At 55.5% G+C, this 26,721-nt stretch carries 31 protein-coding genes; 18 read left to right on the top strand and 13 right to left on the bottom strand.

Going from position 1 to position 26,721, the window contains the following annotated elements:
- Positions 1-8: 8 nt before the first annotated feature.
- From nrdE to ACMVME_RS21765, 4 genes are all read right to left on the bottom strand, one after another.
- A complete protein-coding gene (nrdE, locus tag ACMVME_RS21780) occupies positions 9-2,153 on the bottom strand; it encodes a class 1b ribonucleoside-diphosphate reductase subunit alpha (protein ID WP_414743498.1) in 2,145 nt (714 codons plus the stop codon).
- Positions 2,126-2,536 carry a class Ib ribonucleoside-diphosphate reductase assembly flavoprotein NrdI gene (gene nrdI / locus ACMVME_RS21775; RefSeq protein WP_040018935.1) on the bottom strand — a complete coding sequence of 137 codons (411 nt, stop codon included), beginning with the start codon at positions 2,534-2,536 and terminating at the stop codon, positions 2,126-2,128. The genes nrdE and nrdI overlap by 28 nt, the downstream gene beginning before the upstream one ends.
- Positions 2,533-2,772: a glutaredoxin-like protein NrdH gene (gene nrdH / locus ACMVME_RS21770; protein ID WP_020883865.1), complete on the bottom strand. Its 240-nt coding sequence runs from the start codon at positions 2,770-2,772 to the stop codon at positions 2,533-2,535. Before nrdH ends, nrdI begins: the two co-directional genes overlap by 4 nt.
- Before the next feature lie 252 nt (positions 2,773-3,024).
- The gene (locus ACMVME_RS21765; RefSeq protein ID WP_014171314.1) at positions 3,025-3,351 is read right to left on the bottom strand and encodes a DUF883 domain-containing protein; all 327 of its coding nucleotides are present in this window, start codon (positions 3,349-3,351) and stop codon (positions 3,025-3,027) included.
- Positions 3,352-3,511: 160 nt separating this feature from the next.
- On the opposite strand from ACMVME_RS21765, the gene ACMVME_RS21760 reads away from it, so the two are divergent.
- The gene (locus tag ACMVME_RS21760; protein WP_006811693.1) at positions 3,512-3,856 is read left to right on the top strand and encodes a DUF2002 family protein; all 345 of its coding nucleotides are present in this window, start codon (positions 3,512-3,514) and stop codon (positions 3,854-3,856) included.
- 32 nt (positions 3,857-3,888) lie between these two features.
- Here the strand turns inward: ACMVME_RS21760 and alaE are convergent, their stop codons facing one another.
- Positions 3,889-4,338: an L-alanine exporter AlaE gene (gene alaE, locus ACMVME_RS21755; protein WP_063925516.1), complete on the bottom strand. Its 450-nt coding sequence runs from the start codon at positions 4,336-4,338 to the stop codon at positions 3,889-3,891.
- A gap of 493 nt (positions 4,339-4,831) precedes the next feature.
- Between alaE and stpA the strand changes: the two genes are divergently transcribed.
- Positions 4,832-5,236 (top strand): DNA-binding protein StpA, encoded by a 405-nt coding sequence (gene stpA / locus ACMVME_RS21750; protein ID WP_020883867.1) that lies wholly within the window; start codon positions 4,832-4,834, stop codon positions 5,234-5,236.
- A gap of 38 nt (positions 5,237-5,274) precedes the next feature.
- On the opposite strand, the gene ACMVME_RS21745 is transcribed toward stpA, so the two are convergent.
- The 3 genes from ACMVME_RS21745 to ACMVME_RS21735 all read right to left on the bottom strand — a co-directional run bounded on the left by ACMVME_RS21745 (position 5,275) and on the right by ACMVME_RS21735 (position 6,364).
- On the bottom strand, positions 5,275-5,454 hold the full coding sequence (locus tag ACMVME_RS21745; RefSeq protein ID WP_410398341.1) for a hypothetical protein: 180 nt from the start codon (positions 5,452-5,454) through the stop codon (positions 5,275-5,277).
- 79 nt (positions 5,455-5,533) lie between these two features.
- Positions 5,534-6,055 (bottom strand): rhodanese family protein, encoded by a 522-nt coding sequence (locus ACMVME_RS21740; protein ID WP_014171309.1) that lies wholly within the window; start codon positions 6,053-6,055, stop codon positions 5,534-5,536.
- A 9-nt stretch (positions 6,056-6,064) separates the two neighbouring features.
- Positions 6,065-6,364, bottom strand: coding sequence for an ArsR/SmtB family transcription factor (locus ACMVME_RS21735; RefSeq protein ID WP_020883869.1), 300 nt, complete (start codon positions 6,362-6,364; stop codon positions 6,065-6,067).
- 179 nt (positions 6,365-6,543) lie between these two features.
- Here ACMVME_RS21735 and ACMVME_RS21730 point away from each other — a divergent pair, with 179 nt between their 5' ends.
- Positions 6,544-6,702 carry a YqaE/Pmp3 family membrane protein gene (locus ACMVME_RS21730; protein ID WP_032678825.1) on the top strand — a complete coding sequence of 53 codons (159 nt, stop codon included), beginning with the start codon at positions 6,544-6,546 and terminating at the stop codon, positions 6,700-6,702.
- On the opposite strand, the gene ACMVME_RS21725 is transcribed toward ACMVME_RS21730, so the two are convergent.
- Positions 6,699-7,628, bottom strand: coding sequence for a LysR substrate-binding domain-containing protein (locus tag ACMVME_RS21725; protein ID WP_020883871.1), 930 nt, complete (start codon positions 7,626-7,628; stop codon positions 6,699-6,701). The two genes, ACMVME_RS21730 and ACMVME_RS21725, sit on opposite strands and share 4 nt — an antisense overlap.
- A 320-nt stretch (positions 7,629-7,948) precedes the next feature.
- Here ACMVME_RS21725 and ACMVME_RS21720 point away from each other — a divergent pair, with 320 nt between their 5' ends.
- From ACMVME_RS21720 to ACMVME_RS21695, 6 genes are all read left to right on the top strand, one after another.
- Positions 7,949-8,554 carry an ankyrin repeat domain-containing protein gene (locus ACMVME_RS21720; RefSeq protein WP_020883872.1) on the top strand — a complete coding sequence of 202 codons (606 nt, stop codon included), beginning with the start codon at positions 7,949-7,951 and terminating at the stop codon, positions 8,552-8,554.
- A gap of 106 nt (positions 8,555-8,660) precedes the next feature.
- Positions 8,661-10,202 carry an acyl-CoA synthetase FdrA gene (fdrA, locus tag ACMVME_RS21715; protein ID WP_410398342.1) on the top strand — a complete coding sequence of 514 codons (1,542 nt, stop codon included), beginning with the start codon at positions 8,661-8,663 and terminating at the stop codon, positions 10,200-10,202.
- Entirely contained in the window at positions 10,202-11,617 is a 1,416-nt protein-coding gene (locus tag ACMVME_RS21710; RefSeq protein WP_032680426.1) for a DUF1116 domain-containing protein, read from the top strand. Before fdrA ends, ACMVME_RS21710 begins: the two co-directional genes overlap by 1 nt.
- 11 nt (positions 11,618-11,628) lie before the next feature.
- Positions 11,629-13,173, top strand: a complete 1,545-nt coding sequence (locus ACMVME_RS21705; RefSeq protein ID WP_414743497.1) for a xanthine permease — start codon at positions 11,629-11,631, stop codon at positions 13,171-13,173.
- Between the two features lie 44 nt (positions 13,174-13,217).
- The gene (locus ACMVME_RS21700) at positions 13,218-14,168 is read left to right on the top strand and encodes a carbamate kinase family protein (protein WP_032680428.1); all 951 of its coding nucleotides are present in this window, start codon (positions 13,218-13,220) and stop codon (positions 14,166-14,168) included.
- A gap of 16 nt (positions 14,169-14,184) precedes the next feature.
- Entirely contained in the window at positions 14,185-15,564 is a 1,380-nt protein-coding gene (locus tag ACMVME_RS21695; protein ID WP_044858461.1) for an amidohydrolase family protein, read from the top strand.
- A gap of 18 nt (positions 15,565-15,582) precedes the next feature.
- Here ACMVME_RS21695 and ACMVME_RS21690 read toward each other — a convergent pair whose 3' ends face one another.
- On the bottom strand, positions 15,583-16,503 hold the full coding sequence (locus ACMVME_RS21690; RefSeq protein WP_020883878.1) for a LysR substrate-binding domain-containing protein: 921 nt from the start codon (positions 16,501-16,503) through the stop codon (positions 15,583-15,585).
- A gap of 281 nt (positions 16,504-16,784) precedes the next feature.
- On the opposite strand from ACMVME_RS21690, the gene ACMVME_RS21685 reads away from it, so the two are divergent.
- The 5 genes from ACMVME_RS21685 to ACMVME_RS21665 all read left to right on the top strand — a co-directional run bounded on the left by ACMVME_RS21685 (position 16,785) and on the right by ACMVME_RS21665 (position 21,566).
- Positions 16,785-18,116, top strand: a complete 1,332-nt coding sequence (locus ACMVME_RS21685) for an MFS transporter (RefSeq protein WP_032678819.1) — start codon at positions 16,785-16,787, stop codon at positions 18,114-18,116.
- A gap of 36 nt (positions 18,117-18,152) precedes the next feature.
- Positions 18,153-18,902: a glucose 1-dehydrogenase gene (locus ACMVME_RS21680; RefSeq protein ID WP_333054707.1), complete on the top strand. Its 750-nt coding sequence runs from the start codon at positions 18,153-18,155 to the stop codon at positions 18,900-18,902.
- 12 nt (positions 18,903-18,914) lie between these two features.
- Positions 18,915-19,760, top strand: coding sequence for a transketolase (locus ACMVME_RS21675; protein ID WP_307372752.1), 846 nt, complete (start codon positions 18,915-18,917; stop codon positions 19,758-19,760).
- Complete coding sequence (locus ACMVME_RS21670; RefSeq protein ID WP_020883880.1) at positions 19,760-20,758, top strand: transketolase family protein; 999 nt, start codon at positions 19,760-19,762, stop codon at positions 20,756-20,758. The genes ACMVME_RS21675 and ACMVME_RS21670 overlap by 1 nt, the downstream gene beginning before the upstream one ends.
- Positions 20,759-20,831: 73 nt before the next feature.
- The gene (locus ACMVME_RS21665) at positions 20,832-21,566 is read left to right on the top strand and encodes a class I SAM-dependent methyltransferase (protein WP_068794941.1); all 735 of its coding nucleotides are present in this window, start codon (positions 20,832-20,834) and stop codon (positions 21,564-21,566) included.
- On the opposite strand, the gene ACMVME_RS21660 is transcribed toward ACMVME_RS21665, so the two are convergent.
- A complete protein-coding gene (locus ACMVME_RS21660; RefSeq protein ID WP_044859261.1) occupies positions 21,560-22,162 on the bottom strand; it encodes a short chain dehydrogenase in 603 nt (200 codons plus the stop codon). The two genes, ACMVME_RS21665 and ACMVME_RS21660, sit on opposite strands and share 7 nt — an antisense overlap.
- A gap of 97 nt (positions 22,163-22,259) precedes the next feature.
- On the opposite strand from ACMVME_RS21660, the gene ACMVME_RS21655 reads away from it, so the two are divergent.
- The 3 genes from ACMVME_RS21655 (at position 22,260) to ACMVME_RS21645 (ending at position 25,019) form a co-directional block, all read left to right on the top strand.
- The gene (locus tag ACMVME_RS21655; protein WP_032678815.1) at positions 22,260-23,168 is read left to right on the top strand and encodes a LysR family transcriptional regulator; all 909 of its coding nucleotides are present in this window, start codon (positions 22,260-22,262) and stop codon (positions 23,166-23,168) included.
- 65 nt (positions 23,169-23,233) lie between these two features.
- A complete protein-coding gene (locus ACMVME_RS21650) occupies positions 23,234-24,415 on the top strand; it encodes a PLP-dependent aminotransferase family protein (protein ID WP_014171291.1) in 1,182 nt (393 codons plus the stop codon).
- An 85-nt stretch (positions 24,416-24,500) separates the two neighbouring features.
- Complete coding sequence (locus tag ACMVME_RS21645) at positions 24,501-25,019, top strand: DUF6622 family protein (protein WP_068794940.1); 519 nt, start codon at positions 24,501-24,503, stop codon at positions 25,017-25,019.
- Positions 25,020-25,021: 2 nt separating this feature from the next.
- On the opposite strand, the gene ACMVME_RS21640 is transcribed toward ACMVME_RS21645, so the two are convergent.
- Positions 25,022-25,441, bottom strand: coding sequence for a hypothetical protein (locus tag ACMVME_RS21640; RefSeq protein WP_047356650.1), 420 nt, complete (start codon positions 25,439-25,441; stop codon positions 25,022-25,024).
- A 69-nt stretch (positions 25,442-25,510) separates the two neighbouring features.
- On the opposite strand from ACMVME_RS21640, the gene ACMVME_RS21635 reads away from it, so the two are divergent.
- Positions 25,511-26,269: an AraC family transcriptional regulator gene (locus ACMVME_RS21635; protein WP_239511602.1), complete on the top strand. Its 759-nt coding sequence runs from the start codon at positions 25,511-25,513 to the stop codon at positions 26,267-26,269.
- On the opposite strand, the gene nudI is transcribed toward ACMVME_RS21635, so the two are convergent.
- Positions 26,241-26,666, bottom strand: coding sequence for a nucleoside triphosphatase NudI (gene nudI, locus ACMVME_RS21630; protein ID WP_049023133.1), 426 nt, complete (start codon positions 26,664-26,666; stop codon positions 26,241-26,243). The two genes, ACMVME_RS21635 and nudI, sit on opposite strands and share 29 nt — an antisense overlap.
- Between the last annotated feature and the right edge of the window lie 55 nt (positions 26,667-26,721).

Raw genomic sequence — 26,721 nt, 5'->3', positions numbered from 1 at the left:
CTTTCTCCTTACAGCGCGCAGGACACGCAGCCTTCAATTTCGGTACCTTCCAGCGCACGCTGGCGCAGGCGAATGTAGTAGAGGGTTTTGATCCCTCTCTTCCAGGCGTAAATCTGCGCCCGGTTGATGTCGCGCGTGGTGGCGGTGTCCGGGAAGAAGAGCGTCAGCGACAGCCCCTGATCCACGTGTTTTGTCGCCTCGGCGTAGGTATCAATAATTTTCTCAGGACCAATCTCATACGCGTCCTGATACAGGGCCAGATTGTCGTTGGTCATAAACGGGGCAGGGTAGTAAACGCGCCCGGTCTTACCTTCCTTGCGGATCTCAATCTTCGACACAATCGGGTGGATACTCGACGTGGCGTGGTTAATGTAAGAGATTGACCCGGTTGGCGGTACGGCCTGCAGATTCTGGTTATAGATGCCGTAACGCATCACATCGTCCCGCAGCTGCTGCCACATCTCGCGGGTAGGCATGAGAACACCGGCATCGGCAAACAGCTGGCGCACTTTGTCGGTTTTCGGCTGCCAGTCTCCTTCCAGATATGGCCTGAAGTACTCACCGCTGGCGTAACGCGACTGTTCAAAGCCCGCAAAGCGCTGGTTACGCTCGCGCGCCAGCATCATTGAGGTATGCAGCGCATGCCAGGTAATGGTGTAAAAATAGAGGTTGGTGAAATCCAGTCCTTCCGGGCTACCGTAGGCGATCCCTTCCCGCGCCAGATAGCCGTGGAGGTTCATCTGCCCAAGGCCGATGGCGTGCGAGGCGGCATTACCGGCTTCAATGGACGGCACGCTGCGGATGTGGCTCATGTCTGACACCGCGGTCAGCCCGCGAATAGCGGTCTCCACCGTGCGGCCAAAATCGGGGGAGTCCATGGTGTGGGCAATATTCAGCGACCCGAGGTTACAGGAGATGTCTTTGCCGATGTCGGCGTAGTCCAGGTTTTCGTCATACGTGGATGCGCTGTTCACCTGCAATATCTCGGAGCAGAGGTTGCTCATATTGATTCGCCCGGCAATCGGGTTAGCACGGTTGACCGTATCTTCATACATGATGTACGGATAGCCGGACTCAAACTGAATTTCGGCCAGCGTCTGGAAGAAATCGCGGGCATTAATGTACTTCTTACGAATGCTATCGTCGGCCACCAGATCGTGATACAGGGCGCTTATCGCCACATCACCAAACGCTTTCCCGTAAATACGCTCAATGTCGTATGGCGAGAAGAGCGCCATCTCGGCATTTTCTTTGGCGAGCGCAAAGGTGATATCCGGAATCACCACCCCAAGCGACAGGGTCTTAATGCGGATTTTTTCATCGGCGTTTTCACGTTTGGTATCCAGGAAGCGCAGGATATCCGGATGGTGCGCGTGCAGATAGACCGCCCCCGCGCCCTGACGCGCCCCCAGCTGGTTGGCATACGAGAAAGCATCTTCCAGCATTTTCATGACCGGAATCACGCCGGAGGACTGGTTTTCGATGCGCTTAATTGGCGCACCGGCTTCACGCAGGTTCGACAGCAGAAACGCCACACCGCCGCCGCGTTTAGAGAGCTGCAGCGCCGAATTCACCGCGCGACCAATCGACTCCATATTGTCTTCGATGCGCAGCAGGAAGCAGGAGACCAGCTCGCCGCGCTGGGCTTTTCCGCAATTGAGAAAGGTCGGTGTGGCGGGCTGGAAACGGCCGGAGAGCATCTCATCCATCAGGCGTTCTGCCAGCGTTTCATCGCCCTGCGCGAGCGTCAGGGCAACCATCACCACGCGGTCCTCGAAGCTTTCAAGATAGCGTTTGCCGTCGAACGTTTTCAGGGTATAGCTGGTGTAAAACTTCCATGCGCCAAGAAACGTCTGGAAACGAAAACCGCGGCTATGGGCCTGCCCGAACAGCGTCTCCACAAAGGCACGATCGTACCGGGCCAGAACGCGCTCTTCGTAATAGCCTTCCTTGACCAGATAATCGAGACGTTCATTCTGGCTTGCAAAGGTCATGCTGTTGGGGCGGACGTGGGTGGCGATAAATGCCTCCACCGCCTCATGATCTTTGCCAAACTGAATGTGCCCCTCACGGTCATAGAGGTTCAGCATTGCGTTTAATGCGTGGTAATCCGGTGTCGCCTGAATTACACGTTCTGCGGTTGTCGTTGCCAAAATTCGTTCACTCCTTTACGCACGTTCTCTACGTCCTGCTGTGTCCCCATCAGTTCAAAACGATAGAGATACGGCACGCCGCATTTTTGAGAAATGACATCCCCGGCACGGCCAAAGGCATCGCCGAAATTGCGATTGCCCGCCGCGATAACGCCGCGAATAAGCTGTCGGTTGTGGGGATCGTTGAGAAAGCGGATCACCTGGCGAGGCACGGCCCCCGCGGTGCCACCTCCACCATAGCTCGGGACCACCAGAATGTAGGGTTCGTCTACCCGGATCCGTTCCCGCTCATTAAGCGGGATACGTATCGCAGGCAGCCCGACGCGCTCAATAAAGCGGAGCGTGTTTTCCGAGCTGCTGGAGAAGTAGACCAGCCCACTCATGCCCTGGCGGCCTGGGCGGCGAGGCGGTTAATCATGTCGGGGCGAAAGCCGGACCAGCTGGTCTCCCCGGCGACGACGACCGGCAGCTGGCGAAAACCTTGCGCCCGCAGGGTATCGGCAGCTTCGGGCTGCAGGTCAATGTTCACCATCTCAAAGGCCACTCCACGGCTTTCCATTGCACGTTTTGTCGCGTGGCACTGAACACAATCGTTACGAGTGTAAATAATAATGCTCATGATTCGTATTTCCATTTAAAATGAGAGAGCGGCGCGAATCATCGCGTCAGGTTGTGTGTATCTTGCTAAAGGGAATACTAGATGTAGTTGTCGTAATATTCAACCATACAAGATATGGGAATTTCAGATTGATATGGCCCCGATGATGAGCACAGCGGGGCAGGGCGGGCTGTACGGCTTTTTCAGACGCGCAGGCAAAGAAAAGCCCCGGGGGCTGACGCGACCGGGGCGGATACGGACAGGCTGAGACGACTATTTGCGCAGGCTAAGCAGCGCTCCCACGAAGATACCCACCGCGGCTACCGTACCAAGCGTACAGAGGGGTTTTTCGCGAACGAAGGTATTGGCGCAGCTGATGGCATCGCAGGCAGCCTGCGTGGTGCGCGAACGCCCATTCATGCGGGCGCGGGTTTCACGTAGCAAAGACTGAGCCTTACGTTTTGCGGCATCCGCTTCGTCCTTCGCACCGGAACCCCAGGATTTCAGCACTTCTTCCAGCGAGTCCGCTAATTGGCTGACATCGTTACGAATATCCTGCGTGTCGTCGTTAATATCGTTTCGGTTCGGTCTGTTAAACATACGATCCTCCGTAATTTTGCGTTCCCGTTTAGTTTAGTCCAGAAATTTAATATCTGAAGCGCGTCACGCGTTATCTGGCAGTTTATGGAATATTCTGAAAGCCCTGCTAATGCTGAATACTGTAAGGTTGCCGGGCAGGAAAAGATAACGAGGAAAAGATATGTATTTACGACCTGATGAGGTGGCGCGCGTTCTTGAAAAAGAGGGATTCACCATGGATGAGGTGACATCAAAAGCGTATGGATATCGCCGTGGCGAGAATTATGTTTACGTTAATCGTGAAGCAAGAATGGGACGTACTGCTCTCATTATTCACCCGACGCTGAAAGACAGAAGTTTGTCATTTGCTGAGCCTGCCTCGGATATTAAAACCTGCGATCATTATCAGCAATTCCCACTGTATTTAGGTGGTGAAACGCATGAACATTATGGTATTCCGCATGGCTTCAGTTCGCGTATGGCGCTGGAGCGGTTTTTGAAGGGACTGTTTGGCGACGTACAGTAAATCTGCGACTGGCATTCGCCAGTCGCCTCACATCATGCTTTGGCCTGGCTGTACTGGCTGACCTTAAACAGGCGGCGACAGTAGTCGAGAAAATAGCCATACACCGCACCCATCAACATTGAAATCACGATATTTGAACTGACCGCAGCGACGATTTGATGCCAGTCTGCGCTCACTGTCAGCAGAATAGCCACGTAAACGGGTGACTGGAACGTCACGTATGCCAGAACGTCGGCGAGGTTTTTCACCCACCCTGACGGGCTAATACGACGCGCAAAGCGCATGACCGCATCGCGGTATAATCCGTAAGGCCACGCAATAATAATGTTGACCGGAATTGCCACCAGACGAGAAGAAAGTGACTGCTCAAAGGACATTCCGGAGAGGAAAATTTCGATCAGCATGTTCACGACGGAACAGTAAACCACCATCGCGAAGGTATCCGCTACCGCATGGCGCAGGCGAGATTGCGGTGAGAACATGTCTGAACTCCTTGAGAAGAACACAATAGAAACGATTTTCCCTCAGCGGTTAGTGCTTTAGGTTGGTTTGTCAGGCATGTATAGCGTATATCTCTGCCTTTGAACTAACAACTAGTTATTAATTTTTATTTAGTCGCGTTTTGTCCACAAAATTCTCTAAAATTGCGTGTTTTTTATTCGGTTCGTTATAATCTGTCCCTGCCGTCAGTTTTTGTATGTAAATCAATCTATTGATCTTGAGCGTGTCGAAGCGAACGTTCTGCCCGAACGACGACAGTGCGGCATGCTTTGATTTGGATTAAATCTAACCGTTTATACTGAGATAAAGATTGAATCCTGCGGTATCGACAGTTATCCGCCGATATTATTAAACGCGATATTTTAAAACATTTACATTTTTAGCAAGACGTGCCCGCGGGTAGATATTCCAGGCGAAATGAATTATTCTCTTGTCGATTTTTCGATTTACCCTAAAGAAAAGGTTTTCAAATATATGTCTTTGACGTTACAGAATCTTAATAATATCCGAACTCTGCGTGCGATGGCGCGTGAATTATCCCTGGACGTTCTTGAAGAAATGCTGGAAAAAGTCAGGGTCGTTGCTGAAGAGAAACGGAGTGAGCTGGCGGAATTAGAGCAACAACGCGCTGAGCAGCAGGAAAAAATTAATGCCCTGCTGGAACTGATGAAAGCTGATGGTATTTCACCGTCCGATCTCCTCGGTTCAGATATGGCGCAGGCCGGTAAGCCAGCGAAAAAACGTAAACCGCGTGAAGCGAAATATCGCTTTATTGATCTCAACGGTGAAGAGAAAACATGGACCGGTCAGGGGCGTACGCCAAAGCCTATTGCCAATGCACTGGCAAACGGTAAATCACTGGATGATTTTCTGATTTAATCCATGAGCCGGGCGGAAGACACCGCCCGGTTGCCTGTTTAGCAGACGCCGAAATCACCCTCTTCGGTATACTGGGCCAGGTCTGCGGCCTTCAGGGTAAATTTCTCGCCTTGCTCATTGCTGGCCTGAACCGCCACAACGCTATCGCCGTTCACTTCGAGTACTTTCAGTTTTGGGCCGCCTTTACGCGGTTGCACATAATCACCGACAGAAAACATACTACCTCCTCATCGTTTCAATGATCTTCACCTTAGCCCACGTCTGATGCCGGGTACAGCGTATTTCACCGATTACTGCTTACGAGGTACGCCGGTTCCAGGGCATCACTTTCAGCAGTCTCGCCATTCCGCAAAATCCGGTCAGCCCGGCAAACAGCAGCCCGGCACCCACAAAGCCGCTCAGCAGGAAAAAGCCGCTGGAGAGCGTAAAGCCCAGCACGACCCCGCACAGGGTGAGCAGCCCGGCGGCAATTTGTACCTGGCGCATCAACGGCAGCGGCTGTGATGTGTCTTCCTGCGTGATCAACCCAGCCTGCTTCCACCCCTGAATTCCGCCTTCAACGATAAACGCCTGAGCAGGCGCGGCAGCCTGAGCAAGGCGGGCTGCGTTCGAGGATGTCCGGGCGCCAGACTGGCAGTGAAAAATCACCGTTTCGCCCGCGTGCGTCTCAAGCCCGCCGGGTAAGGTGTCCAGCGGCACGGACCGGGCGGCGGGAATATGCTCGCGGGCATATTCGTCGGGATCGCGAATATCGATCAGTTTTGCACCTTCAGCAACGAGCGCATTGGCCTGCTGGGGTGAAATGAGCGGTAGTGACATGGTGGCTCCTTACGGGCAATAGAGGCTTTTCAGGGTGCTGATCAGCTGATGCACCGCATCGTTTTTAATGAAATACAGAATGCGCTGCGCTTCACGGGTGCTGTCGATAAGCCCCTCTTCACGCATACGCGCCAGATGTTGTGACGTGGCGGATGGGCTAAGCCCCGTCGCCCGCGCCAGATCGCCCGCGCTGGTACCCGGTGTACCGCACAGCATGCAGAGGATCAGCAACCGACGCGGATTGCTCATCGCTTTTAACAGGGCTGCGGCCTGTCCGGCGCTGGCCTGAAGTTGTTCGAGTTCAGTCATATTAGTTTAGTCTTTACTTAATTAAGTAAACTCTAAACTAATGGGGAGGATTAAGCCAGTGTCAAAAGCGTAAAAGAGGGTAAAAGGGCGATAAAGAGATGGCGCAGGCCGTTAAACTGGCTACGCTTAGAGAATGTTCTCTTTTTTATTTTCAATTGGTTAGCTTGCACGGAGTCGTTATGGGTTTTTGGCGTATTGTCTTTACTATTATCCTGCCACCGCTGGGCGTACTGCTCGGCAAAGGGTTTGGCTGGGCGTTTATCATTAACATCGTTCTGACCTTACTGGGCTACATCCCTGGTCTTATTCACGCGTTTTGGGTGCAAAGCAAAAACTAAGCGCGCCACAGTAGATCGCTGTATATCCCGGTCAGCACGCCCTGTGGACCAAACTGCTGTTTGATCCAGCGCGTGACCTGGCCGGTCGCCGCATGCTGCGTGGCAAGCAGCATGCGTGAATCCTGACGCGGATTATTGATTCGCCGCGTGACCAGCAGCCCGTCCTCCACCGCCTCGCGGGCCATATACTCCGGTAAAAAACCAATCCCGTCCCCAAGGATCTGACACTGGCATTTGGTGTTGAAGTCGGGCACCAGAATCGCCTCCTGGCCGTGCAGCAGCCAGCCGACCTTCTTGTTTATGGTGTGCGCCGTGTCTTCCACCATGATGTTGGGGTACAGACGCAGCTGGCTTTCGGCTATCGGCTCCGGCACGAAGGCCAGCGGGTGTTCCGGCGCGATGGCGAATACCCAACGGATGGCACCGATCTCGGTGTAATCAATGCCGCCGCCGTCGAGCAGCGTGTCCGGTGCGCCAATCGCGATATTGGCCTGGTTGTTGATAATGGAGTCCCAGACGCCGTTGTAGACCTCGGTCGTGACGGTGATCTGGCAGGTAGGAAACTGTTTTTTCAGCACCTGCAGCAGCCGCGCCGTATGGCGTGGGGTGTACAAAAGCTGATTGATGCAGATGCGGACCCGCGCCTCAATGCCCTGCGAAATGGTGTCTATCCCGCGCTTAATGGCATGAAAATCATTCAGCAGGTCGGTCGCTTTACGGTAAAAGTAAAACCCCGACTCGGTCAGCTCAATGCTGCGCGTATTGCGTACAAACAGCACCACATCCAGCCCGGTCTCCATTCGCTTGATGGTGTAACTGATGGCAGAGGTGGTTACGCCAAGCTCGGTGGCGGCTTTGCTGAAGCTGCCAAAGCGTGCCGCCGTGGTGAAGGCCAGCAGGTTCTCTTCAGTAAAGATGGAATTCATATTACGGCTCCTGTTAGCCATCAGTTTTGAACATATTTTAACAGCGCTGTTACAACGCATATGACGGCGGTCACAGTTCTGATTATTCGCGTCGAGCCGCGTCATGTCAGGCTTCATCAGGCATAAGCAGAATGCTGTCTGAGGCGAATAAAAGCGCTAAAACATAAGTAAAAGATTGCACGGCCGCACATTTTGGCTGAATTGTTGAATTTAACTCAATAATGAATTGACTGTCGATGAATGATTTTTAAGCGGATTCTTTTCTCACCAGGCTGTTGCTATTCTCAGGTCATGAGCAATACATCATGGGGAGTCTGAATATGTCTGCGAACGAACTCGTTACTGAATTTTTGCTGGCGGCAGAGCAGGGCAATATTGACGGGCTAAAAGCCTGCCTTGAAAAAGGTGTCGATATTAATGCCACTCAGCGCCAGAAAAGAACGGCCGTTATTATTGCCAGCCTGAAAAAACATTATGACTGCGTAGCATTTTTAATTGCTGCCGGAGCAGATATTGATCAACAGGATCAGACCTGTTTTAACCCCTTCCTGATTAGCTGCCTGACAAATGATTTAACCCTGCTGCGAATAGTCTTACCCGCCAATCCGGATCTTGATCGCCTGACCCGCTTTGGTGGCGTCGGCATTACGCCTGCCAGCGAGAAAGGGCACGTTGAGATTGTGCGCGAGCTGCTGGAGAAAACCGATATTAACGTCAATCACACCAACTTCGTGGGCTGGACGCCGCTGCTGGAAGCGATTGTCCTCAACGATGGCGGCGCGAAACAGCAGGAAATTGTAAAGCTGTTACTGGATAACGGCGCAAACCCGCACATGACCGATAAATATGGCAAAACCCCGCTCGAACTGGCGCGGGAAAAAGGCTACCACCAGATAGCAGACCTGCTGCTGGCTGCAGGCGCGTAATTCCTTCGGCCAGCCTTTTCCGGCTGGTCGCTCATTCAGACAGTATTTTACCGACGTGCCTATTGCACGACGGCGGCCCCCTTTTATCCTCATTCAGGAGAAAATAATGCCCACCAAAATCGTCATAAAAAAGAATACTTATTTTGACTCGGTGTCATTGATGTCGGTTTCCACCAGGGCCAATAAATTGCCGGGCGTTGAGCAGGCTTTTGTGGCTATGGCGACAGAAATGAACAAAGGCGTATTAAAAAATCTCGGGCTATTAACGCCGGAATTAGCGGATGCCAAAAACGGCGACTTAATGATTGTGATTAAAGGCGAGGCGGCGAATGACGAAACGCTGGCAGCCATCGAAGCGCTTTTCACCCGCAAGGAGAGCGGCGGGAGCCATGAAGCGCGTTATGCCACCCTTGCCAGTGCGAAAACCCATCGTCCTGAGAGCAACCTGGCGGTGATTTCGGTAAACGGCACGTTTGCCGCCCGCGAAGCACGTCAGGCGCTGGAAAACGATCTCAACGTCATGCTCTTCTCCGACAACGTCAGCCTTGATGATGAACTGGCGCTGAAGCAGCTGGCACACCAGAAAGGGCTGCTGCTGATGGGGCCGGACTGCGGCACGGCCATTATCAACGGTACCGGGCTGTGCTTCGCCAATGCGGTGCGCCGCGGACCGATCGGTATTATCGGGGCGTCCGGGACCGGCAGCCAGGAGCTGAGCGTGCGGATCCATGAATTCGGCGGCGGCGTGTCGCAGCTGGTTGGCACCGGCGGGCGCGATCTGAGCGAAAAGATAGGTGGCCTGATGATGCTGGATGCCATCGCGATGCTGGACGCTGACGACGCCACCCAGGTGATTACCCTCATCTCTAAACCGCCTGCGCCGTCGGTGGCAGAAAAAGTGCTGGCCCGCGCCCGCACCTGCCGCAAACCGGTGGTGGTCTGTTTCCTCGGTCGTCATCAGCCGCCGGCTGATGAAGGCAACCTGCAGTTCGCCCGTGGCACCAAAGAGGCGGCGCTGAAGGCCGTGCTGTTAACGGGGGTGAAAAAAGAGTCTCTCGACCTGCATCCGCTGAACTGGCCACTGATCGAAGAGGTGCGTGCCCGGCTGACACCCCAGCAGAAATACATCCGCGGCCTGTTCTGCGGCGGCACCCTGTGCGATGAGGCCATGTTCGCCGCGCTGGAAAAGTTCGACGACGTCTACAGCAACATTCAACCCGATCCGGCGAAACGGCTGGACGATATCAACGTCAGTAAAGCCCATACCTTCCTTGATTTTGGAGATGACGATTTCACCCACGGCAAACCGCACCCGATGATCGACCCGACCAACCGCATCAGCCGCCTGTTGCAGGAGGCGCGTGACCCCGAGGTGGGGGTGATCGTGATGGACTTTGTACTGGGCTTTGGCGCGCACGAGGATCCGGTCGGCGTGATGCTTGAGGCCATAAAAGAGGCGCAGGCGACGGCGAAAGCCGATAACCGTCCACTGGCAATTCTCGGCTATGTGCTCGGAACCGACCAGGACTCACCGTCCCTGGCACAGCAGTGTCAGCTTCTGACCGAGGCAGGGGTGATCTGGGCGAGCAGCAGCACCAACACCGGATTACTGGCACGTGAATTTGTCTTTAAAGGGGAGACTGCCTGATGACGACCTTATTTAACCAGCCGTTGAACGTGATTAACGTCGGTATCGCGCTGTTCAGTGCGGATCTCAAAAAGCAGCATATCCCCGTGACCCAGCTCGACTGGACGCCGCCGGGGCAGGGGAATTTGCAGGTTGTAGAGGCGCTGGATCAGCTGGCCCTTGCGCCACTGGCTGACAAAATCGCCGCCGCCAATAAGATTGCCCTTGAGCGCATTATCCAGTCCCATCCGGTGCTGGTGGGCTACGACCAGGCGATCAACGTCGTGCCGGGCATGACCCGCACCACCATTCTGCACGCCGGTCCGCCCGTCAGCTGGGAAAACATGTGTGGCGCAATGAAAGGGGCCGTGACCGGGGCGCTGGTGTTTGAAGGGCTGGCACGCGATATCGACGACGCGGAGCGCGTGGCGGCGTCAGGGGCGATCACCTTCTCGCCCTGTCACGAGCACGACTGCGTAGGCTCAATGGCGGGCGTCACTTCGGCATCGATGTTTATGCACATCGTTGAGAACAAAACCTACGGCAACCGGGCGTTCACTAACCTTAGCGAGCAGATGGCGAAGATCCTGCGCATGGGCGCCAACGACCAGAGCGTTATTGACCGCCTGAACTGGATGCGTGACGTGCTCGGCCCGATGCTGCGCGATGCCATGAAAATCATTGGTGAAATCGACCTGCGCCTGATGCTGGCCCAGGCGCTGCACATGGGCGACGAGTGCCATAACCGCAACAACGCCGGCACCACGCTGCTGATCCAGGCGCTGACGCCGGGGCTGATTCAGGCAGGGTATCCGGTGGCACAGCAGCGTGAGGTGTTTGAGTTCGTCGCCAGCAGCGACTACTTCTCCGGCCCGACGTGGATGGCGATGTGTAAAGCCGCCATGGATGCCGCACACGGTATTGAGTACAGCACCGTGGTCACCACCATGGCGCGTAACGGCTACGAGTTCGGCCTGCGCATCTCCGGGCTGCCGGGGCAGTGGTTCACCGGCCCGGCGCAGCAGGTGATAGGGCCCATGTTCGCGGGCTACAGGCCGGAAGACTCCGGGCTGGATATTGGCGACAGCGCCATTACCGAAACCTACGGTATCGGTGGTTTTGCGATGGCCACAGCCCCGGCGATCGTGGCACTGGTGGGTGGCACGGTGGATGAAGCCATCGATTTCTCCCGTCAGATGCGCGAGATCACCCTCGGTGAAAACCCGAACGTCACCATACCGCTGCTCTCGTTTATGGGCATTCCAACCGCCATCGACATCACAAAAGTCGCGGGCAGCGGCATTCTGCCGGTCATTAATACCGCCATTGCTCACAAAGACGCAGGTATTGGCATGATTGGGGCGGGCATCGTTCACCCGCCGTTTAGCTGTTTTGAAAAGGCGCTGTTGACCTTCCGCGATCGCTACTTTTTATAAGGCATGCATCCATGAAAAACATGAAACTGGAGTGGAAAAGAGGTGACTGGGCGGCGTATTTCGGGTTGATGACCAACAACCTGACCAATTTGCTGACCATGATGGGGCTGCTCATTTTTGTCGTCGGCATCCCGAAGGAGATTGTTTATGGACGCATTGCGCCAGCCTTCGGGCTGGCGGTGCTGGTCGCGAGCGTCTGCTACGCGTGGTTTGGCCTGCAGATGGCGCGCCAGACCGGGCGTACGGATGTCACCGCGCTGCCGTCTGGCCCAAGCGCGCCGTCAATTTTCACCGTGACCTTTCTGGTGCTGATGCCGGTCTACCAGCAAACCGGTGATGCGGATTTCGCTATCCAGATTGGTCTGGTGTGGTGCTTCGTGGAGGCGATGATTCTGGCGGGCGGTTCGTTCCTGGGGGAAACCATCCGCAAGATGATCCCGCGCACCGTCCTGCTGTCGTGCCTGTCCGGGCTGGGCCTGCTGCTGCTGGCGATGAACCCGATGCTGCAGGCGTTTGAGGCACCTACCGTGTCGTTCATCGTGCTGCTGCTGATCTTTATTAACTGGTTTGGTAAAAAGCCGATCTTCGCCAAAATCCCGACCGGCCTGCTCTTGCTGATTGCCGGTACCGCGCTGGCGTGGATCTCCGGTCTGCAAAGCCCGGAGGCCATCAAAGCCTCAATGTCGTCGTTTGGCTTTAACCCGCCGGAAGTGCATGTCGACAGCTTTATGCAGGGACTGCCACACGCATTACCGTACCTGGCTTCTGCCGTCCCGCTGGGTCTGGCGAACTACATTTTTAACCTGGAAAACATCGAAAGCGCCCACGCGGCGGGGGATGAGTACCCGACCCGCAAGGTGATGCTGGCAAACGGGCTGGCCTCCATGCTCGGGTGTCTGATGGGTAACCCGTTCCCGGTGACGGTTTACGTCGGTCACGCGGGCTGGAAAGCGATGGGGGCCAGCATTGGCTACACGCTGGCCTCCGGTGTGACCATGTTTATCGTGCCGCTGTTCGGGCTGGGGGCGTTTATGCTCGCCATCATACCGATGACCGCCATCGTGCCGATTCTGGTGTTTATCGGGGTGGTGACCGCCAACCAGGTAGTAAGGGAAACGCCCAAAGTGGAGGTCCCCGTGATCTTCATCTGCCTGTTCCCGTGGATCGCCAACTGGGCGTTGACCATGATGAACAGCGTGATGGGCGCGGCGGGGACCAATGCGGCGAAAATTGGCACCGACGTGCTGCACAGCAAAGGTATCTACTACCAGGGACTGGTGCATCTGGGTAACGGCGCACCGCTCGCCAGTATGCTGTGGGGCTGCATCGCTATCTTCGCCATCATCAACAAACCGCTGCGCGGAGCCGTGGCCGCCGCCGTTGGAGCGTTGCTGGCGCTGTTCGGCGTGATCCACGCGCCAGTGGTTGGCTTTGCCGAAGGCAGTTCGCTGATGTTTGTCACGGCCTACCTGATGATGGGGGGCATGTTTGTGGTGAAGCATTTTCTTGATAGCCGCGACGCGGTGAGCGCGGCAGCGCCGGTTTCGGAGTCCTGATAATGGCTGATGTCCTCACCCCGCACCATTTCAAAGGAAACACTATGAAAGAGCTCATGGTCGTCGCCATTGGCGGCAACAGCATTATCAAAGATAACGCCAGTCAGTCCATTGAACACCAGTCTCAGGCCGTGAAATTGGTTGCAGAGTCAGTGCTGGAGATGCTGGCGTCTGACTATGACATCGTGCTCACTCACGGTAATGGCCCCCAGGTGGGGCTGGATCTGCGCCGCGCTGAAATTGCTCACGAGCGGGAAGGGCTACCCCTCACGCCGCTGGCAAACTGCGTGGCGGATACCCAGGGCGGTATCGGCTATTTGATCCAGCAGGCACTCAATAACCGCATGGCCGCCCACGGCGAGCAAAAAGCGGTCACGGTCGTCACGCAGGTGGAAGTGGATAAACACGATCCAGGTTTCGCCCATCCCACCAAACCTATCGGCGCGTTTTTCAGTGAGACGCAGCGTGATGCGCTCCAGCACGCCCATCCTGACTGGCATTTTGTTGAAGACGCCGGGCGCGGTTATCGCCGGGTGGTGGCCTCACCGCAGCCGCTGCGTATCGTTGAAGCGGAGGCTATCAAGACCCTGACGCAAAAAGGCTTTGTGGTGATCGGGGCGGGCGGTGGTGGTATTCCGGTGGTGCGCACAGCGCAGGGAGATTACCAGAGCGTCGATGCGGTGATTGATAAAGATCTCTCGACCGCGCTGCTGGCCCGCGAGATCCGTGCCGACGTGCTGGTGATCACCACCGGGGTGGAGAAAGTGTGCATCAACTTTGGTAAGCCGGACCAGCAGGCGCTGGATACGGTGAATGTGGCGCAGATGAAACGCTACGTGGCGGAGGGGCACTTCCCGGCGGGCAGCATGCTGCCGAAAATCGTCGCCTCGCTGGCGTTTCTGAACGACGGCGGCAAGCGCGTGATCATCACCTCGCCGGACTGCCTGCCAGCGGCGCTGCGCGGTGAGACCGGTACCCACATTGTGAATGCGTAAGTAAAAGGAAGAGAAGATGAGTGAGAATAAAAGCCGACGCGAGTTTATTAGCCAGAGCGGCAAAATGGTTACCGCCTGCGCCCTGTTTGGCACCACCGGATCCGTCGCGTATGCTGCAGAGACCGCGAAACCACGTTGTGAGACAGGCAAACCCATGAACATTACCGCCAGACACTACTACCTGGATAACGTGCTGCTGGAGGCTGGGTTCAACGTTGACGGCGGCGTGGCGACAAGCACCCGCACCGAGCTGAAAACACTCGAAATTAATGACGGCAAAATTGTCGCCCTGCGTGATAACAAAAGCCATGCCGATGCCACGCTGCCACACTATGATGCAGGCAGTAAGCTGATGCTGCCGGCGATGCGCGACATGCATATTCACCTGGATAAAACCTTTTACGGCGGTCCCTGGCATTCCCTTAACCGCCCGGCGGGCACGACCATTCAGGACATGATCCGTCTTGAACAAAAATTGCTGCCAGAGTTACAGCCCTACACGCAGGAGCGTGCGGAAAAGCTTATCGATCTGATCCAGTCGAAAGGCTCCACCCTCGCCCGCAGCCACTGCAATATTGAGCCGACATCCGGCCTGAAGAATCTGGAAAATCTCCAGGCCGTCTTAGCGCGCCGCAAGCCGGGGTTTGACTGTGAAATTGTCGCCTTCCCGCAGCACGGCTTGCTGTTGTCGCACTCCGAAACGCTGATGCGCGAGGCCATGCAGGCTGGCGCACACTACGTGGGCGGTCTGGATCCGACTAACGTGGACGGTGCGATGGAAAAATCCCTCGACACGATGTTCCAGATTGCGCTGGATTATGACAAAGGGGTGGACATCCACCTGCATGAAACCAGCCCGGCAGGCGTCGCGGCGGTGAACTACATGGTAGAGACCGTGGAGAAAACGCCCGCGCTGAAGGGGAAACTGACCATCAGCCACGCCTTCGCGCTGGCCACGCTCAACGAGCAGCAGGTCGATGAGATCGCCACCCGCATGGCGGCGCAGCAGGTGACCATTGCCTCTACGGTGCCGATTGGCACCCTGCATATGCCGTTGAAGCAACTCCGTGACAAGGGGGTGTTCGTCATGACCGGCACCGACAGCGTCATTGACCACTGGTCGCCGTATGGGCTGGGCGATATGCTGGAAAAAGCCAATCTTTACGCCCAGCTCTATATTCGCCCGAATGAACAGACGCTCTCCCGCGCGCTGGGTATCGCCACCGGTGATGTGCTGCCGTTGAACGACAAAGGCGAGCGCGTGTGGCCAAAAGCGCAGGACGATGCCAGCTTTGTGCTGGTGGACGCTTCCTGTTCCGCCGAGGCCGTGGCGCGGATTTCACCGCGTACCGCGACCTTCCATAAGGGCCATCTTGTGTGGGGCACCGTCTCCTGACGCCACGTCGGGGTATTGCTACAGGTGATACCCCGACAGACGCAGCTCGCGATCAATCCACTCAACAAACTGCTGGATCTTCCAGGTGCGCTCGTTCATGTGCGGCATCACCAGATGATGCGCATTAATGGCGATCCCCGTTTCATCTGGTAGCACCTGCACCAGGGAGCCATCGTTCAGGTGATCGGTGGCCATCATCTTGCTTTCCAGAATAAATCCCAGCCCCATGCGCGCGGCTTCAAAGCTCATGTAGGAACGATCAAAACTCAGGCTGAAGTTGAGCCAGGGTCGATCGATATTGTGCCAGGCAAACCATTTTTCCCAGTTGACGAGGGTGCTGGTCGACGAGATAAGCGCCTGTGAAAGCAGGTCCTGCGGCGTGTTGACGGGATGTGCACGCAGATATGCCGGTGAGGCCAGCACCACCAGCGCATCGTTTTTAATGGTCATGACCCTGTAAGCGTCCCAGTCCGGGATGCCGTGGCGAATATCAATATCGATGTTATCGCGTGCAAACTGCAGGTTCTCATAGGAGCAGGAAAGATTGACCGTAATATCCGGGTATTCACTGCGAAATTTGCCGAGCCGGCGCAACAACCACGTCAGGCCAAACGTTGGTGAAGAGTGAACGCGCAATACCGGATTATCAGCCTCTTTCATCACCTGTTCGGTTGCACGGCCGATGGCGCTCATCGCTGCGGAGACGTCGCGCAGATATTTTTCCCCCGTCGGGGTCAGGGTCACGCCTTTGCCGCTGCGGATAAATAACTTCTTCCCCATCCAGGATTCCAGCGAGGCGATCTGATGACTGACGGCTGACGCGGTGACGTTAAGCTGTTCGGCTGCCAGATGGATACTGAGAGAGTTGGCCACGGCGATAAAGGACTGAATATTTCGCAGTGAGGGTATGGGGAGGGTCTGGCGATCCTGCGCGGGCATGGCCCACTCCTTTTAAACGAGACAATTTTAAAAAACATAACATTGCGGCATCGCGTCAGCAATTTTTACCCGGCTGAATGGATTAAACATGATCCTGTTCACAGTGTTTTATCGATGAATATTGATGAGAGTTACATTTTATTTTTATGACCTGCATCGCGTATCAAATTTATCTCAGCAATAAATGAGTTTTATTGAATGGTGTTTCGTTCGATAGCCGATATATTGACGTTGAACGCATAAATAAAACGACTCACGTTGTTCGAATAATGAGGTAAAACATGTCTCGTATAGAACAAGTTGCCCCCTACATAGCGACAAAGAAAACCAATTACCGTTTCGTTGTGCTGGCATTAATTTTTATTGTGTATGCCATTAACTATGCCGACCGAACAAATATTGGTGCTGTACTTCCTTTTATCATCGACGAGTTTCATATCAATAATTTCGAAGCCGGTGCGATCGCCAGTATGTTCTTTTTGGGATACGCCCTGAGCCAAATACCGGCGGGCTTTTTTATCGCCAAAAAGGGCATTCGCGGGATGGTGGCGCTGTCGATATTTGGCTTCTCGGCGTTTACCTGGTTGATGGGGACTGCGACCTCAGTGCTGGGCCTGAAGTTTATCCGCCTGGGGCTGGGGTTAACCGAGGGGCCATGCCCGGTGGGGTTGGCATCAACGATCAATAACTGGTTTCCACCAAAAGAGAAGGCCACAGCGACCGGCGTCTATATTGCTGCCACCATGTTTGCCCCCATCCTGGTGCCGCCGCTGGCAGTGTGGATTGCCATGACCTGGGGCTGGCGCTGGGTCTTTTTCTCTTTTGCTATTCCGGGGCTGGTCATTGCTGTCCTGTGGTATTTACTGGTACGTACCCGGCCTTCCGAGAGCCCTTTCGTGTCAAAGGCCGAACTGGAGACCATTACCGCAGGTCAGGCGACACCGGATGCCAGACGGGAAAATATCGTGATTTCCCCCGGCTTCTCCCGCCTTGACCGTCTGATTCGCGTACGGGATCTGTCGCCCATCAGCACGGTAAAAGGTCTGTTCACATCGAAAAATATTCTCGGTGACTGTGTGGCCTACTTCATGATGGTCAGCGTGCTGTATGGCCTGTTGACCTGGATACCGCTTTATCTGGTGAAAGAAAAAGGCTTTACGTTCATGAGTATGGGCCTCGTCGCGAGTATGCCGTGTATCGGCGGTTTTATCGGCGCGATTTTTGGCGGCTATGTCTCCGATAAATGGCTCGGGCGCAGGCGTAAACCGACCATGATGTTTACAGCCATCAGCACCGTACTGATGATGGTCATCATGCTGAATATCCCGCAAAGCACCGTTGCGGTTTGTGTCGGCCTCTTTTTTGTTGGTCTCTGTCTGAATATAGGCTGGCCCGCCTTCACCGCTTATGGAATGGCCGTTGCGGACAGCAAAACGTATCCCATCGCCGCATCAATTATTAATAGCGGCGGTAATCTCGGCGGATTTGTTTCGCCGATGCTGGCAGGTTATCTGCTGGATAAAACTGGAAGCTTTAATTCTGTCTTTATTTATTTCGGTATTTGCGCAGCAATTGGATTAGTCATGATTATCTTGCTGGAAGAACCGAAATAATAAATAAAACCTCTCTTACAATACTGGAGTAAATATATGCTTCTGAAAGATAAAGTCGCCGTGATTACCGGCGCGGCTTCTGTGCGCGGTTTGGGTTTCGCCACGGCAAAATTATATGCCGAGCAGGGCGCGAAAGTGGTCATTATTGATTTAGATGCCGAGGCCAGCCAGCGTGCGGCTGCATGTCTGGGTGAAGGGCATCTGGGGCTTGCGGCAAACGTCAGCAACGAGTTGCAGGTGAACGCAGCCATTGAGCAGGTTCTGGGTAAATATGGGCGCATCGACATTCTGGTGAATAACGCCGGGATAACCCAGCCGCTCAAACTGATGGATATTAAGCGCAACAATTACGATGCCGTACTGGATGTCAGCCTGCGCGGTACGCTGCTGATGTCCCAGGCGGTGATTCCCACTCTGCGCGCGCAGAAGTCCGGCAGCATTGTCTGTATCTCTTCAGTTTCGGCACAGCGCGGCGGCGGTATTTTTGGCGGCCCGCACTACAGCGCTGCAAAAGCCGGCGTGCTGGGGCTGGCCAAAGCCATGGCCCGTGAGCTTGGGCCGGATAACGTGCGCGTGAACTGCATCACCCCGGGGCTTATCCAGACGGACATCACCGCTGGCAAGCTGAGCGATGAGATGAAAACCGCCATTCTGGCGGGTATTCCGCTCAACCGTCTTGGTGATGCAGAGGATGTTGCCCGTGCCGCGCTGTTCCTGGGGAGCGATCTCTCTTCTTATTCCACCGGTATCACGCTCGACGTGAACGGCGGCATGCTGATCCATTAAGGGGAGACGAGAATGACGAATACGACAGTTCAACAGGTTGCCGCGGCCGCGTGGCGCATTCGCCGCTACGCGCTGCGAATGGGCGAAGTACAAGGTCAGGGCTATATCGGTCAGGCGCTGGGCTATGCCGACGTGCTGGCAACTGCGTTTGCGCACGGTATGACCTTCAGGGCTCAGGAGCCGGAGTGGGAAGGCCGCGACCGCTTCCTGCTCTCCCACGGACATTACGCCATTGCGTATTATGCGGCGCTGATCGAGGCGGGGATCGTTCCTGAAGAGGAACTTGAAACCTACGGCTCGGATGACAGCCGCCTGCCGATGTCCGGCATGGCAACGTATACACCCGGCATGGAGATCTCCGGCGGTTCTCTGGGGCAGGGACTCAGCATTGGTGTGGGAATGGCGCTGGGGCTGAAACACAAACAGAGCACGGCGTGGGTAATTAACTCCATGTCTGACGGTGAGCTGGACGAAGGTTCGACCTGGGAAGCCGCCATGTCAGCCGCGCATCATGGGCTCTCGAACCTGATTGTGCTGGTGGACATTAACCGGCAACAGGCGGACGGTAATTCACATAACATCCTCGGTTTTGAGCCGCTGGAAGATAAGTGGACCTCCTTTGGCTGGTATGTACAACGCGTTAACGGTAACGATATCCCCGCGCTGGTGTCGGCGTTTGATAATGCCAGACGCTATCCCGAACAACAGCCGCGCGTCATCTTGTGCGACACGCTGATGGGCAAGGGCGTACCTTTCCTCGAGCAGCGTGACAAGAACCATTTTATTCGCGTGGATGCCGATGAGTGGCAACAGGCGCTCGCCGTGCTCGATGCAAATAAACCAGAAGGAGTCATGTAATGAGCCAGCCCGTCGAAAATAAACCGCGTTTAACCACCTCCGCCATGATTGCCTCGATTGCAGAGGAAGGGCAGGAAACCCGGGCCGCGCCGTTTGGCCACGCGCTGGTGAAACTGGCGGCTCAGCGTCAGAACATTGTCGGCATGACGGCAGATTTGTCGAAATATACCGACCTGCATATCTTTGCCCAGGCATACCCTGAACGTTTCTTTCAGATGGGAATGGCGGAACAGCTGTTAATGGGGGCGGCAGGTGGGATGGCCAAAGAGGGCTTTATTCCCTTTGCCACCACCTATGCCGTGTTCGCCACCCGCCGTGCCTACGATTTTATTCATCAGGTCATTGCTGAGGAACACCTCAACGTCAAGATTTGCGCCGCGCTGCCGGGGTTGACCACCGGCTACGGGCCAAGCCATCAGGCAACGGAAGATATTGCGATCATGCGCGGCATTCCGGGCATGACCATTATCGATCCTTGCGATGCGATTGACACCGAACAGGCGGTGCCTGCCATTGCCAGCCACGAAGGGCCGGTTTATATGCGTTTGTTACGCGGTAAGGTTCCGGTGGTGCTGGATCAGTACAATTACCGGTTTGAAATAGGCAAAGCCGCGCTGCTGGAAGAGGGCAGTGATGTGCTGATTATCGCCTCAGGGCTGATGACCATGCGCGCACTGGAGGCGGCAAAGCAGTTGCGCAAGGATAATGTCAGCGTGGCGGTACTTCACTCACCCACGATTAAGCCCCTGGATGAAGCGACCATTCTGGCGCAAGCCGCGAAACCCGGACGTCTGGTTATTGTGGCTGAAAACCACAGTAGCGTTGGCGGGCTTTGTGAAGCCGTGGCGTCGCTGTTGATGCGCCATCGCGTTAACGTCGACTTTGACACCGTTGCGTTGCCGGATGCGTTCCTTGATGCGGGTGCGCTACCGACCCTTCACGCGCGTTACGGGATTTCGACTGCCGCCATGGTGGAGAAGATCCGGCGCAGACTCTGATTTTCAGACGGGTATGTTGTCAACGGGCGAGGGGTGTTTTACCCTCGCCTCTGTTGCGATAAAGGAGTCCGTCATGGCACAAAACATCTACGACAACCCGGCGTTTTTTGAAGGCTATGCCCGGCTACCGCGTTCGGTGCAGGGTCTGGACGGCGCACCGGAATGGCCTGAGCTGAAAAGCATGCTGCCACCGTTATCCGGCAAGTCAGTTATCGATCTTGGCTGCGGTTACGGCTGGTTCTGTCGCGCTGCACGCGCGCTGGGGGCGGCAGAAGTGACCGGCGTTGATCTCTCCGAAAAGATGCTCGCCCGGGCGGCTGAACTGACGGACGACGTGCAAATACAGTATCAGCGCAGCGATCTGGCATCTCTGGCGTTACCTGAGAACAGCGTTGATTTGATCTACAGTTCACTGGCGCTGCACTACCTGCCGGCGCTGGAGACCCTGTTTGAAAAAATCCGGCGGGCGCTTAAACCCGGCGGCAGCCTCGTCTTTTCAATGGAACATCCGATTTACACCTGCGCCTCACGTCAGGGCTGGCTAACCGACGATAACGGCGAGCGTTTCTGGGGCGTTAATCGCTATCAGGATGAGGGCGAGCGCGTCAGCAACTGGCTGGCGGACGGGGTGATCAAATATCACCGTACGCTCGGTACCACGCTCAATGCGCTTATTAAGGCGGGGCTGACAATAACGGAAGTGAACGAATGGGGACCAACGCAGGCACAAATTGATGCATGGCCCGCGCTGGCCGAAGAGGCGGAACGTCCGATGCTGGTCCTGATTTCTGCCGCTAAGGCTCAGTAACCCACTTTATACACTCGTCCATTCTGCACTCCTTCCACGCTGCGACGATAGGCCTGCGCCACCGTTGCGGCGGGAACACTTTCAAAGCCCGGGAAGAAGCCTTCGTACGCTTCCGCTGATTCGGTAAGTACCGTCGGGCTAATCAGGTTGATGCGGATCCCGCGCGGCAGTTCACAGGCCGCGGCGCGGACAAACCCTTCCAGGGCGGCGTTCACCGTGGTGGCATTCACGCCCTGAGCGATAGGCTCATGCGCCACGATCCCGCTTATCAGGGTGATGGAGCCGCCTTCGTTGAGGTAATGCTGGCCGGTCAATGCCAGACGAACCTGTCCCAGCAGCTTATCCTGCAAGCCCTGGTTGAAATCGCTGTCTTTCATGGTTGCGAGCGGGCCGAAGTGCAGGCCGCCACTGGCAGAGACAATCGCATCCACCGCACCGATGTTTTCAAACAATGCCTGCACGCTTGCCTGAGAGGTGATATCCACCTGGTAGTCGCCCTGCGTGCGACCCACGCGGATCACGTCGTGGCGACGGCTCAGCTCATCTGTTACCGCACGACCGACCGTACCGCTGGCACCAATAATCACGATTTTCATAGCTGACTCCTTAGGTTGTGAGCCTTCATTCTTTAATAAATCAAAACTCAGATAAACTGGGCTAAAGTTAGAGGATTGCTAACCAGGGGTTTGGAATATGGATAAGCTTCGCAGCATGGAGACCTTCATTGCTGTCGTTGAGAGCGGCAGTTTTACCGGCGCGGCAGGCCGGCTGGAGATGTCGGCGGTGATGGTGGGGAAGTACATTGCGTTGCTGGAGTCTCAGCTCGGCACCCGGCTGCTGGAGCGAAACACGCGGCGTCAAAGTCTGACGGACGCCGGGCGGGTCTATTTCGACGAGGCGAAGCGGGTACTGGAGCAGGTCTCTATCGCCGAAAGCGCGGTTGAGCGACTGCGTGCCGCCCCAGCCGGGACTTTGCGGGTCACGGCGCCCACCTCGTTTGGCGGTTGTGTAATAGCCCCCCTTACGGCGACATTTTTGCAGCGCTACCCGGATGTGCGCGTGGAGCTGGATCTGACCAACCGGATGGTGGATCTGGTGGATGAAGGGGTCGATCTGGCCATTCGAATTGGTGACATTCATAACGACGATCTGGTGGCGAAATACCTCTGCCCGTATCGAATGGTGATCTGCGCGGCCCCGGCGTATCTGGCGCGTTACGGCACGCCGCGAACGCCTGCCGATCTGGCGGATCATCTCTGCCTGTCACACACGGTGTGGACCGCACGTAACGAATGGCGGCTGCCGGGGGTTGAAGGCGAGATGCGCTGGAAGCGCGATGCCATTCTGCGCTGCAACGATGGCTATGGGCTACGGATGGCGGCGAGAGCGGGGGCGGGATTATTACTGCAACCCGAAGTGCTGGTGGCGGAAGAGCTGGCGAGCGGCAGGCTGGTGCAGGTGCTGGAGAACTACACGCCTGCGCCACGACCGGTACATTTGCTGTGGCGCCAGGATTTACGTCCGCTACCCAAGCTCACGCAATTTGTCGCGCATATTCTGCAGGGCGCGGAATATTTCGGCCATGCAGTTGAAGAAAAGTAATTATCAAAGCCGCAGACTTATGCTACTAAGATTAGGCACATTATAAAAAAGAAGGTAAGCAAAGAATGTCTGTGAATAAACTCGCCAGCAGCGCACAGGGCCTGCAATCATCTGCCATCCGTGAATTATTAAAACATAGCAAAATGGCCGGGGTGATTTCGCTGGGTGGCGGTATTCCTAACCCTGCACTGTTCGATCATGAAGGCCTGAAAATTGCCGCTGATGCCGTATTATCACAGCATTTTGGTGAAGCTTTTCAGTACGGTCTGACCGAAGGCATCCCGGGGCTGCGTGAAGAAATTAAGCTCATCTGTGAAGGCCGCGGGATCGCCTGCAAGGCCGATGACGTGGTCATTACGTCCGGTTCGCAACAATCTCTCGACGTGCTGGCGCGGGCGTTAATTAACCCGGGCGATACCGTCGTCGTCGAACGTCCAACGTATCTCGCGGCACTGCAGGTATTTGGTCTGGCACAGGCCAAATTTGAATCCGTGGGCACCGATGGCGACGGAATGAAAGTGGATGAACTTGAAGCACTGGTGGCGAATAAAACCATCAAGGCGGTTTATATTGTTCCGACATTTGGTAACCCGGGTGGGGTAACGCTTTCTGAGGTGCGTCGTAAACAGCTGGTGGAATTATCGAAGCGCTATGACTTCGTTATTATCGAAGACGATCCGTACAGTGAAATTAATTATACCGATGAAGTGTTCCGCCCGTTAATTGCCCATGCCAAAGATATCGGCAATGAAGAGAACGTCGTCTATACCTCGACCTTCTCCAAAATCCTCGCCCCGGGCACTCGTGTGGGCTGGGTGCTGGTACCGGAGTGGCTGAAACGCGCGGTGGTTAATCTCAAGCAAACCACCGATCTGCACACCAGCACGCTGTCACAGCTGATGACCTACGAGTACCTGAAAACCGGTCGTCTGGCCGATCAGATTAAAATGATCCGTGAAGCCTACCGCCAGAAATACCAGACCTTTGCAAATGAACTGGAGGCGGAACTGGGTGATGTCATGACGTTCCATAAGCCGAAGGGTGGAATGTTCCTGTGGGCCAAAATGAACAATGGCATCAACACCACGCGCTGGCTGGAAAAAACGTTAAGCAACGGCGTGGTTTTTGTGCCGGGTGAGTTCTTCTATTGTAATGAGCCAGACCATACGACGCTGCGCATGTCGTTTGTCACGCCAACCGATGAAGAGCTGAAAGAGGCGGTTCGTCGCCTGAAAAAATCGCTGTAACAGACCTGCGCATAATGGCACCTGTGCTGTTATGCGCATTACTTGTGCAGTGCGGCCAGCGCCGCAAGCGTTCATGGTGAATCCCATGTTTGAATTTCTGATCGGTATCCTCACGCACACCCCCGTCTGGGTGTGGGTCCTGTTTATCTTTCTCGTCTCCCGTGGCCTCAACGCCCGTAAGCCTGCCACCGTTACGCTGGAAAAGCTGGCCATCATTCCTGCCATCTTTCTTATCTGGGATATCTACGATCTGGTGGTCTATCGCGATCTTACTCTCGCGACGGTGGCCCTTTGGGTTGCGGGGATTGTGGCGGGCGCGACGCTGGGGTATGTGCTGATTAAGCAGACGGTCATCACCCGCACCGACGCGCCGCGCACCCTTTATCGCCAGCCGGACTACACGGCACTGCCGTTTATGATGCTGGCATTTGGTGTGAAATACGTGCTGGGGGTGATGAACGCCCTCTCTCCCCAGGCGTTGCAACAGTCCGCCATGAGCGCGCTGGCGATAGTCTCCGGCGGGGTATTTGCCGGGGTCTTTATCGGGAAGTTTACGCGCTATGTAGGGGTATATCTCAGCAGCGCACCGCAACCGGCTGAGTAACGTTAGCCCGTTGCATGGGCCAGCGCGCGAGCAGAAGCTTCACCGTTAGCAACTCGCGTGACTTCGTGGATCCGGCAGATTTTTCCTGCGCATAGCGTGGCAAACATATAAACCTCTATTTCAGCCTGATGGCCTTCGGGATACGTGACGGTCACGATATGCCGGTCAGCCAGCAGTGTGTCATGACACCCTATCTGTTCCACGCGGAAGGCGATATCGCGGATCTGCGAACGCACGTGCTCCAGGTGCTGAATAAATCCAGAATAATCAAGAGAATGACCGTCCGTGATCTGCTGATACGCTGGCGAAAAAACGTCTTTCGGATCAATTTCGCCTTTAAACAGGCCGGTCAGTAAACGGGACATTTCCTCACGCAAACTAGCATTGTCAGACTGGGTAATCAGGCGGGTGATGATGTTCATGGTGACTCCTCGTTGCGTTGAGCCGCCATTATCCTTGACAGACAGAGACGTAGTTTCTGTAATAAGCCAATGAATAACGATTTTCGGCCAAATAACGTGGTCAGCTTCGAGACACTTTTGCATCCAGGTGGATACCATACGCCGTGGCACAGCCATCAGGCCGGTCAGCTCTGGCGGATTACGACGGGTCTGCTGGTTGTCGAAACAGCGTCTGGGCGTTCGGTTGTACCGGCGCAACATATCGGCTGGATCCCGCCTGGTCAGGAGCATGCTGCTTTTTCCGGGAGTGCGATTGACGGTCGTGCGATCTATCTGGATCCCGCAGGGTGTGAAGCGCTGCCCGGTGAAACGACGCTTTTCGAACCCGACGAGCTCACCAGTGCGTTGTTTTCACGCTTAAACGCTGAAGGAAGCGGGTACGATCCGCGAAAGCTCACCCTGCTGCTGGATGAACTGGCGCGGGGCCGTCAGGTGCGCTATCTGCTGCCCATGCCAGCCGATCCCCGATTAAAGAAGGTAGCCAGCCATCTGATGCAACGTGTGGACGACAACCAGACGGTTGAGCACTATGCCTCCCTTGCGGGAATGAGCGTGCGGACATTCCACCGTCGGTTTAGTGCGGAAACGGGAATGAACGTTGTTAACTGGCGGCAACTTGCCCGCGTCATGCGGGCAATGGAGTGGCTGGCAGCAGGTAAACCGGTTGGCTGGATCGCGCTGTCGTGCGGCTACAACAGTATCAGCGCGTTTATTGAGGTTTTCAGGGCCTTTACCGGCAAAACGCCCGGGCAGTGGGCGCTTAAAGAAGCCCCTTCTGTGCGAAGGTAATGCGCGTGGCTTCGTTCAGATCCAGTGCTTTAAGTGCTTCCGGGCGAACCCAGGCAACCTCCTGAAACTCGTCGTTAAACGTTACCTGCCGATTTGTGCTGATGCAGTCGAAAATCAGGTAAATCATATAAATCTCTTCCGTGGTGCCATCGGCATAGGTTTTCACCCGAATGTCATCGCGAAACGCCCAGGGTTTGACCTCCGTGATCTCCAGCGCGTCGCCCAGCTCTTCGCGAATTTCACGGCGCAGCGCCTGCTCCATGGTTTCTCCCGGCTCCATCCCGCCGCCCGATAATGCCCACTGGCCGGGAAATACGCCGCGGTCATCGGCCATTTTGCACAGCAGATACGCCCCGTCGTTCTGAATGATGGGGCAGACAATAGTTCGTTGACGCATGGTTTCTTCCTGAAAAATGAGTTTGGGCTATTTTAACAGAAGGCGGAAAGGGAAA

The organism is Enterobacter cloacae complex sp. 2024EL-00711 (assembly GCF_047529885.1).
In the GTDB taxonomy this organism is placed as follows: Bacteria; Pseudomonadota; Gammaproteobacteria; order Enterobacterales; family Enterobacteriaceae; genus Enterobacter; species Enterobacter ludwigii.
Note: the sequence above shows the minus strand (reverse complement) of the source record. Positions and strands in the feature narration are given on the sequence as shown.

Bases quoted from the DNA above. Each gene is read 5' to 3' on its own strand.
- nrdI (WP_040018935.1), bottom strand. From the start codon at position 2,536: ATGAGTGGGCTGGTCTACTTCTCCAGCAGCTCGGAAAACACGCTCCGC.
- nrdH (WP_020883865.1), bottom strand. From the start codon at position 2,772: ATGAGCATTATTATTTACACTCGTAACGATTGTGTTCAGTGCCACGCG.
- ACMVME_RS21765 (WP_014171314.1), bottom strand. From the start codon at position 3,351: ATGTTTAACAGACCGAACCGAAACGATATTAACGACGACACGCAGGAT.
- ACMVME_RS21760 (WP_006811693.1), top strand. From the start codon at position 3,512: ATGTATTTACGACCTGATGAGGTGGCGCGCGTTCTTGAAAAAGAGGGA.
- alaE (WP_063925516.1), bottom strand. From the start codon at position 4,338: ATGTTCTCACCGCAATCTCGCCTGCGCCATGCGGTAGCGGATACCTTC.
- stpA (WP_020883867.1), top strand. From the start codon at position 4,832: ATGTCTTTGACGTTACAGAATCTTAATAATATCCGAACTCTGCGTGCG.
- ACMVME_RS21745 (WP_410398341.1), bottom strand. From the start codon at position 5,454: ATGTTTTCTGTCGGTGATTATGTGCAACCGCGTAAAGGCGGCCCAAAA.
- ACMVME_RS21740 (WP_014171309.1), bottom strand. From the start codon at position 6,055: ATGTCACTACCGCTCATTTCACCCCAGCAGGCCAATGCGCTCGTTGCT.
- ACMVME_RS21735 (WP_020883869.1), bottom strand. From the start codon at position 6,364: ATGACTGAACTCGAACAACTTCAGGCCAGCGCCGGACAGGCCGCAGCC.
- ACMVME_RS21730 (WP_032678825.1), top strand. From the start codon at position 6,544: ATGGGTTTTTGGCGTATTGTCTTTACTATTATCCTGCCACCGCTGGGC.
- ACMVME_RS21725 (WP_020883871.1), bottom strand. From the start codon at position 7,628: ATGAATTCCATCTTTACTGAAGAGAACCTGCTGGCCTTCACCACGGCG.
- ACMVME_RS21720 (WP_020883872.1), top strand. From the start codon at position 7,949: ATGTCTGCGAACGAACTCGTTACTGAATTTTTGCTGGCGGCAGAGCAG.
- fdrA (WP_410398342.1), top strand. From the start codon at position 8,661: ATGCCCACCAAAATCGTCATAAAAAAGAATACTTATTTTGACTCGGTG.
- ACMVME_RS21710 (WP_032680426.1), top strand. From the start codon at position 10,202: ATGACGACCTTATTTAACCAGCCGTTGAACGTGATTAACGTCGGTATC.
- ACMVME_RS21705 (WP_414743497.1), top strand. From the start codon at position 11,629: ATGAAAAACATGAAACTGGAGTGGAAAAGAGGTGACTGGGCGGCGTAT.
- ACMVME_RS21700 (WP_032680428.1), top strand. From the start codon at position 13,218: ATGAAAGAGCTCATGGTCGTCGCCATTGGCGGCAACAGCATTATCAAA.
- ACMVME_RS21695 (WP_044858461.1), top strand. From the start codon at position 14,185: ATGAGTGAGAATAAAAGCCGACGCGAGTTTATTAGCCAGAGCGGCAAA.
- ACMVME_RS21690 (WP_020883878.1), bottom strand. From the start codon at position 16,503: ATGCCCGCGCAGGATCGCCAGACCCTCCCCATACCCTCACTGCGAAAT.
- ACMVME_RS21685 (WP_032678819.1), top strand. From the start codon at position 16,785: ATGTCTCGTATAGAACAAGTTGCCCCCTACATAGCGACAAAGAAAACC.
- ACMVME_RS21680 (WP_333054707.1), top strand. From the start codon at position 18,153: ATGCTTCTGAAAGATAAAGTCGCCGTGATTACCGGCGCGGCTTCTGTG.
- ACMVME_RS21675 (WP_307372752.1), top strand. From the start codon at position 18,915: ATGACGAATACGACAGTTCAACAGGTTGCCGCGGCCGCGTGGCGCATT.
- ACMVME_RS21670 (WP_020883880.1), top strand. From the start codon at position 19,760: ATGAGCCAGCCCGTCGAAAATAAACCGCGTTTAACCACCTCCGCCATG.
- ACMVME_RS21665 (WP_068794941.1), top strand. From the start codon at position 20,832: ATGGCACAAAACATCTACGACAACCCGGCGTTTTTTGAAGGCTATGCC.
- ACMVME_RS21660 (WP_044859261.1), bottom strand. From the start codon at position 22,162: ATGAAAATCGTGATTATTGGTGCCAGCGGTACGGTCGGTCGTGCGGTA.
- ACMVME_RS21655 (WP_032678815.1), top strand. From the start codon at position 22,260: ATGGATAAGCTTCGCAGCATGGAGACCTTCATTGCTGTCGTTGAGAGC.
- ACMVME_RS21650 (WP_014171291.1), top strand. From the start codon at position 23,234: ATGTCTGTGAATAAACTCGCCAGCAGCGCACAGGGCCTGCAATCATCT.
- ACMVME_RS21645 (WP_068794940.1), top strand. From the start codon at position 24,501: ATGTTTGAATTTCTGATCGGTATCCTCACGCACACCCCCGTCTGGGTG.
- ACMVME_RS21640 (WP_047356650.1), bottom strand. From the start codon at position 25,441: ATGAACATCATCACCCGCCTGATTACCCAGTCTGACAATGCTAGTTTG.
- ACMVME_RS21635 (WP_239511602.1), top strand. From the start codon at position 25,511: ATGAATAACGATTTTCGGCCAAATAACGTGGTCAGCTTCGAGACACTT.
- nudI (WP_049023133.1), bottom strand. From the start codon at position 26,666: ATGCGTCAACGAACTATTGTCTGCCCCATCATTCAGAACGACGGGGCG.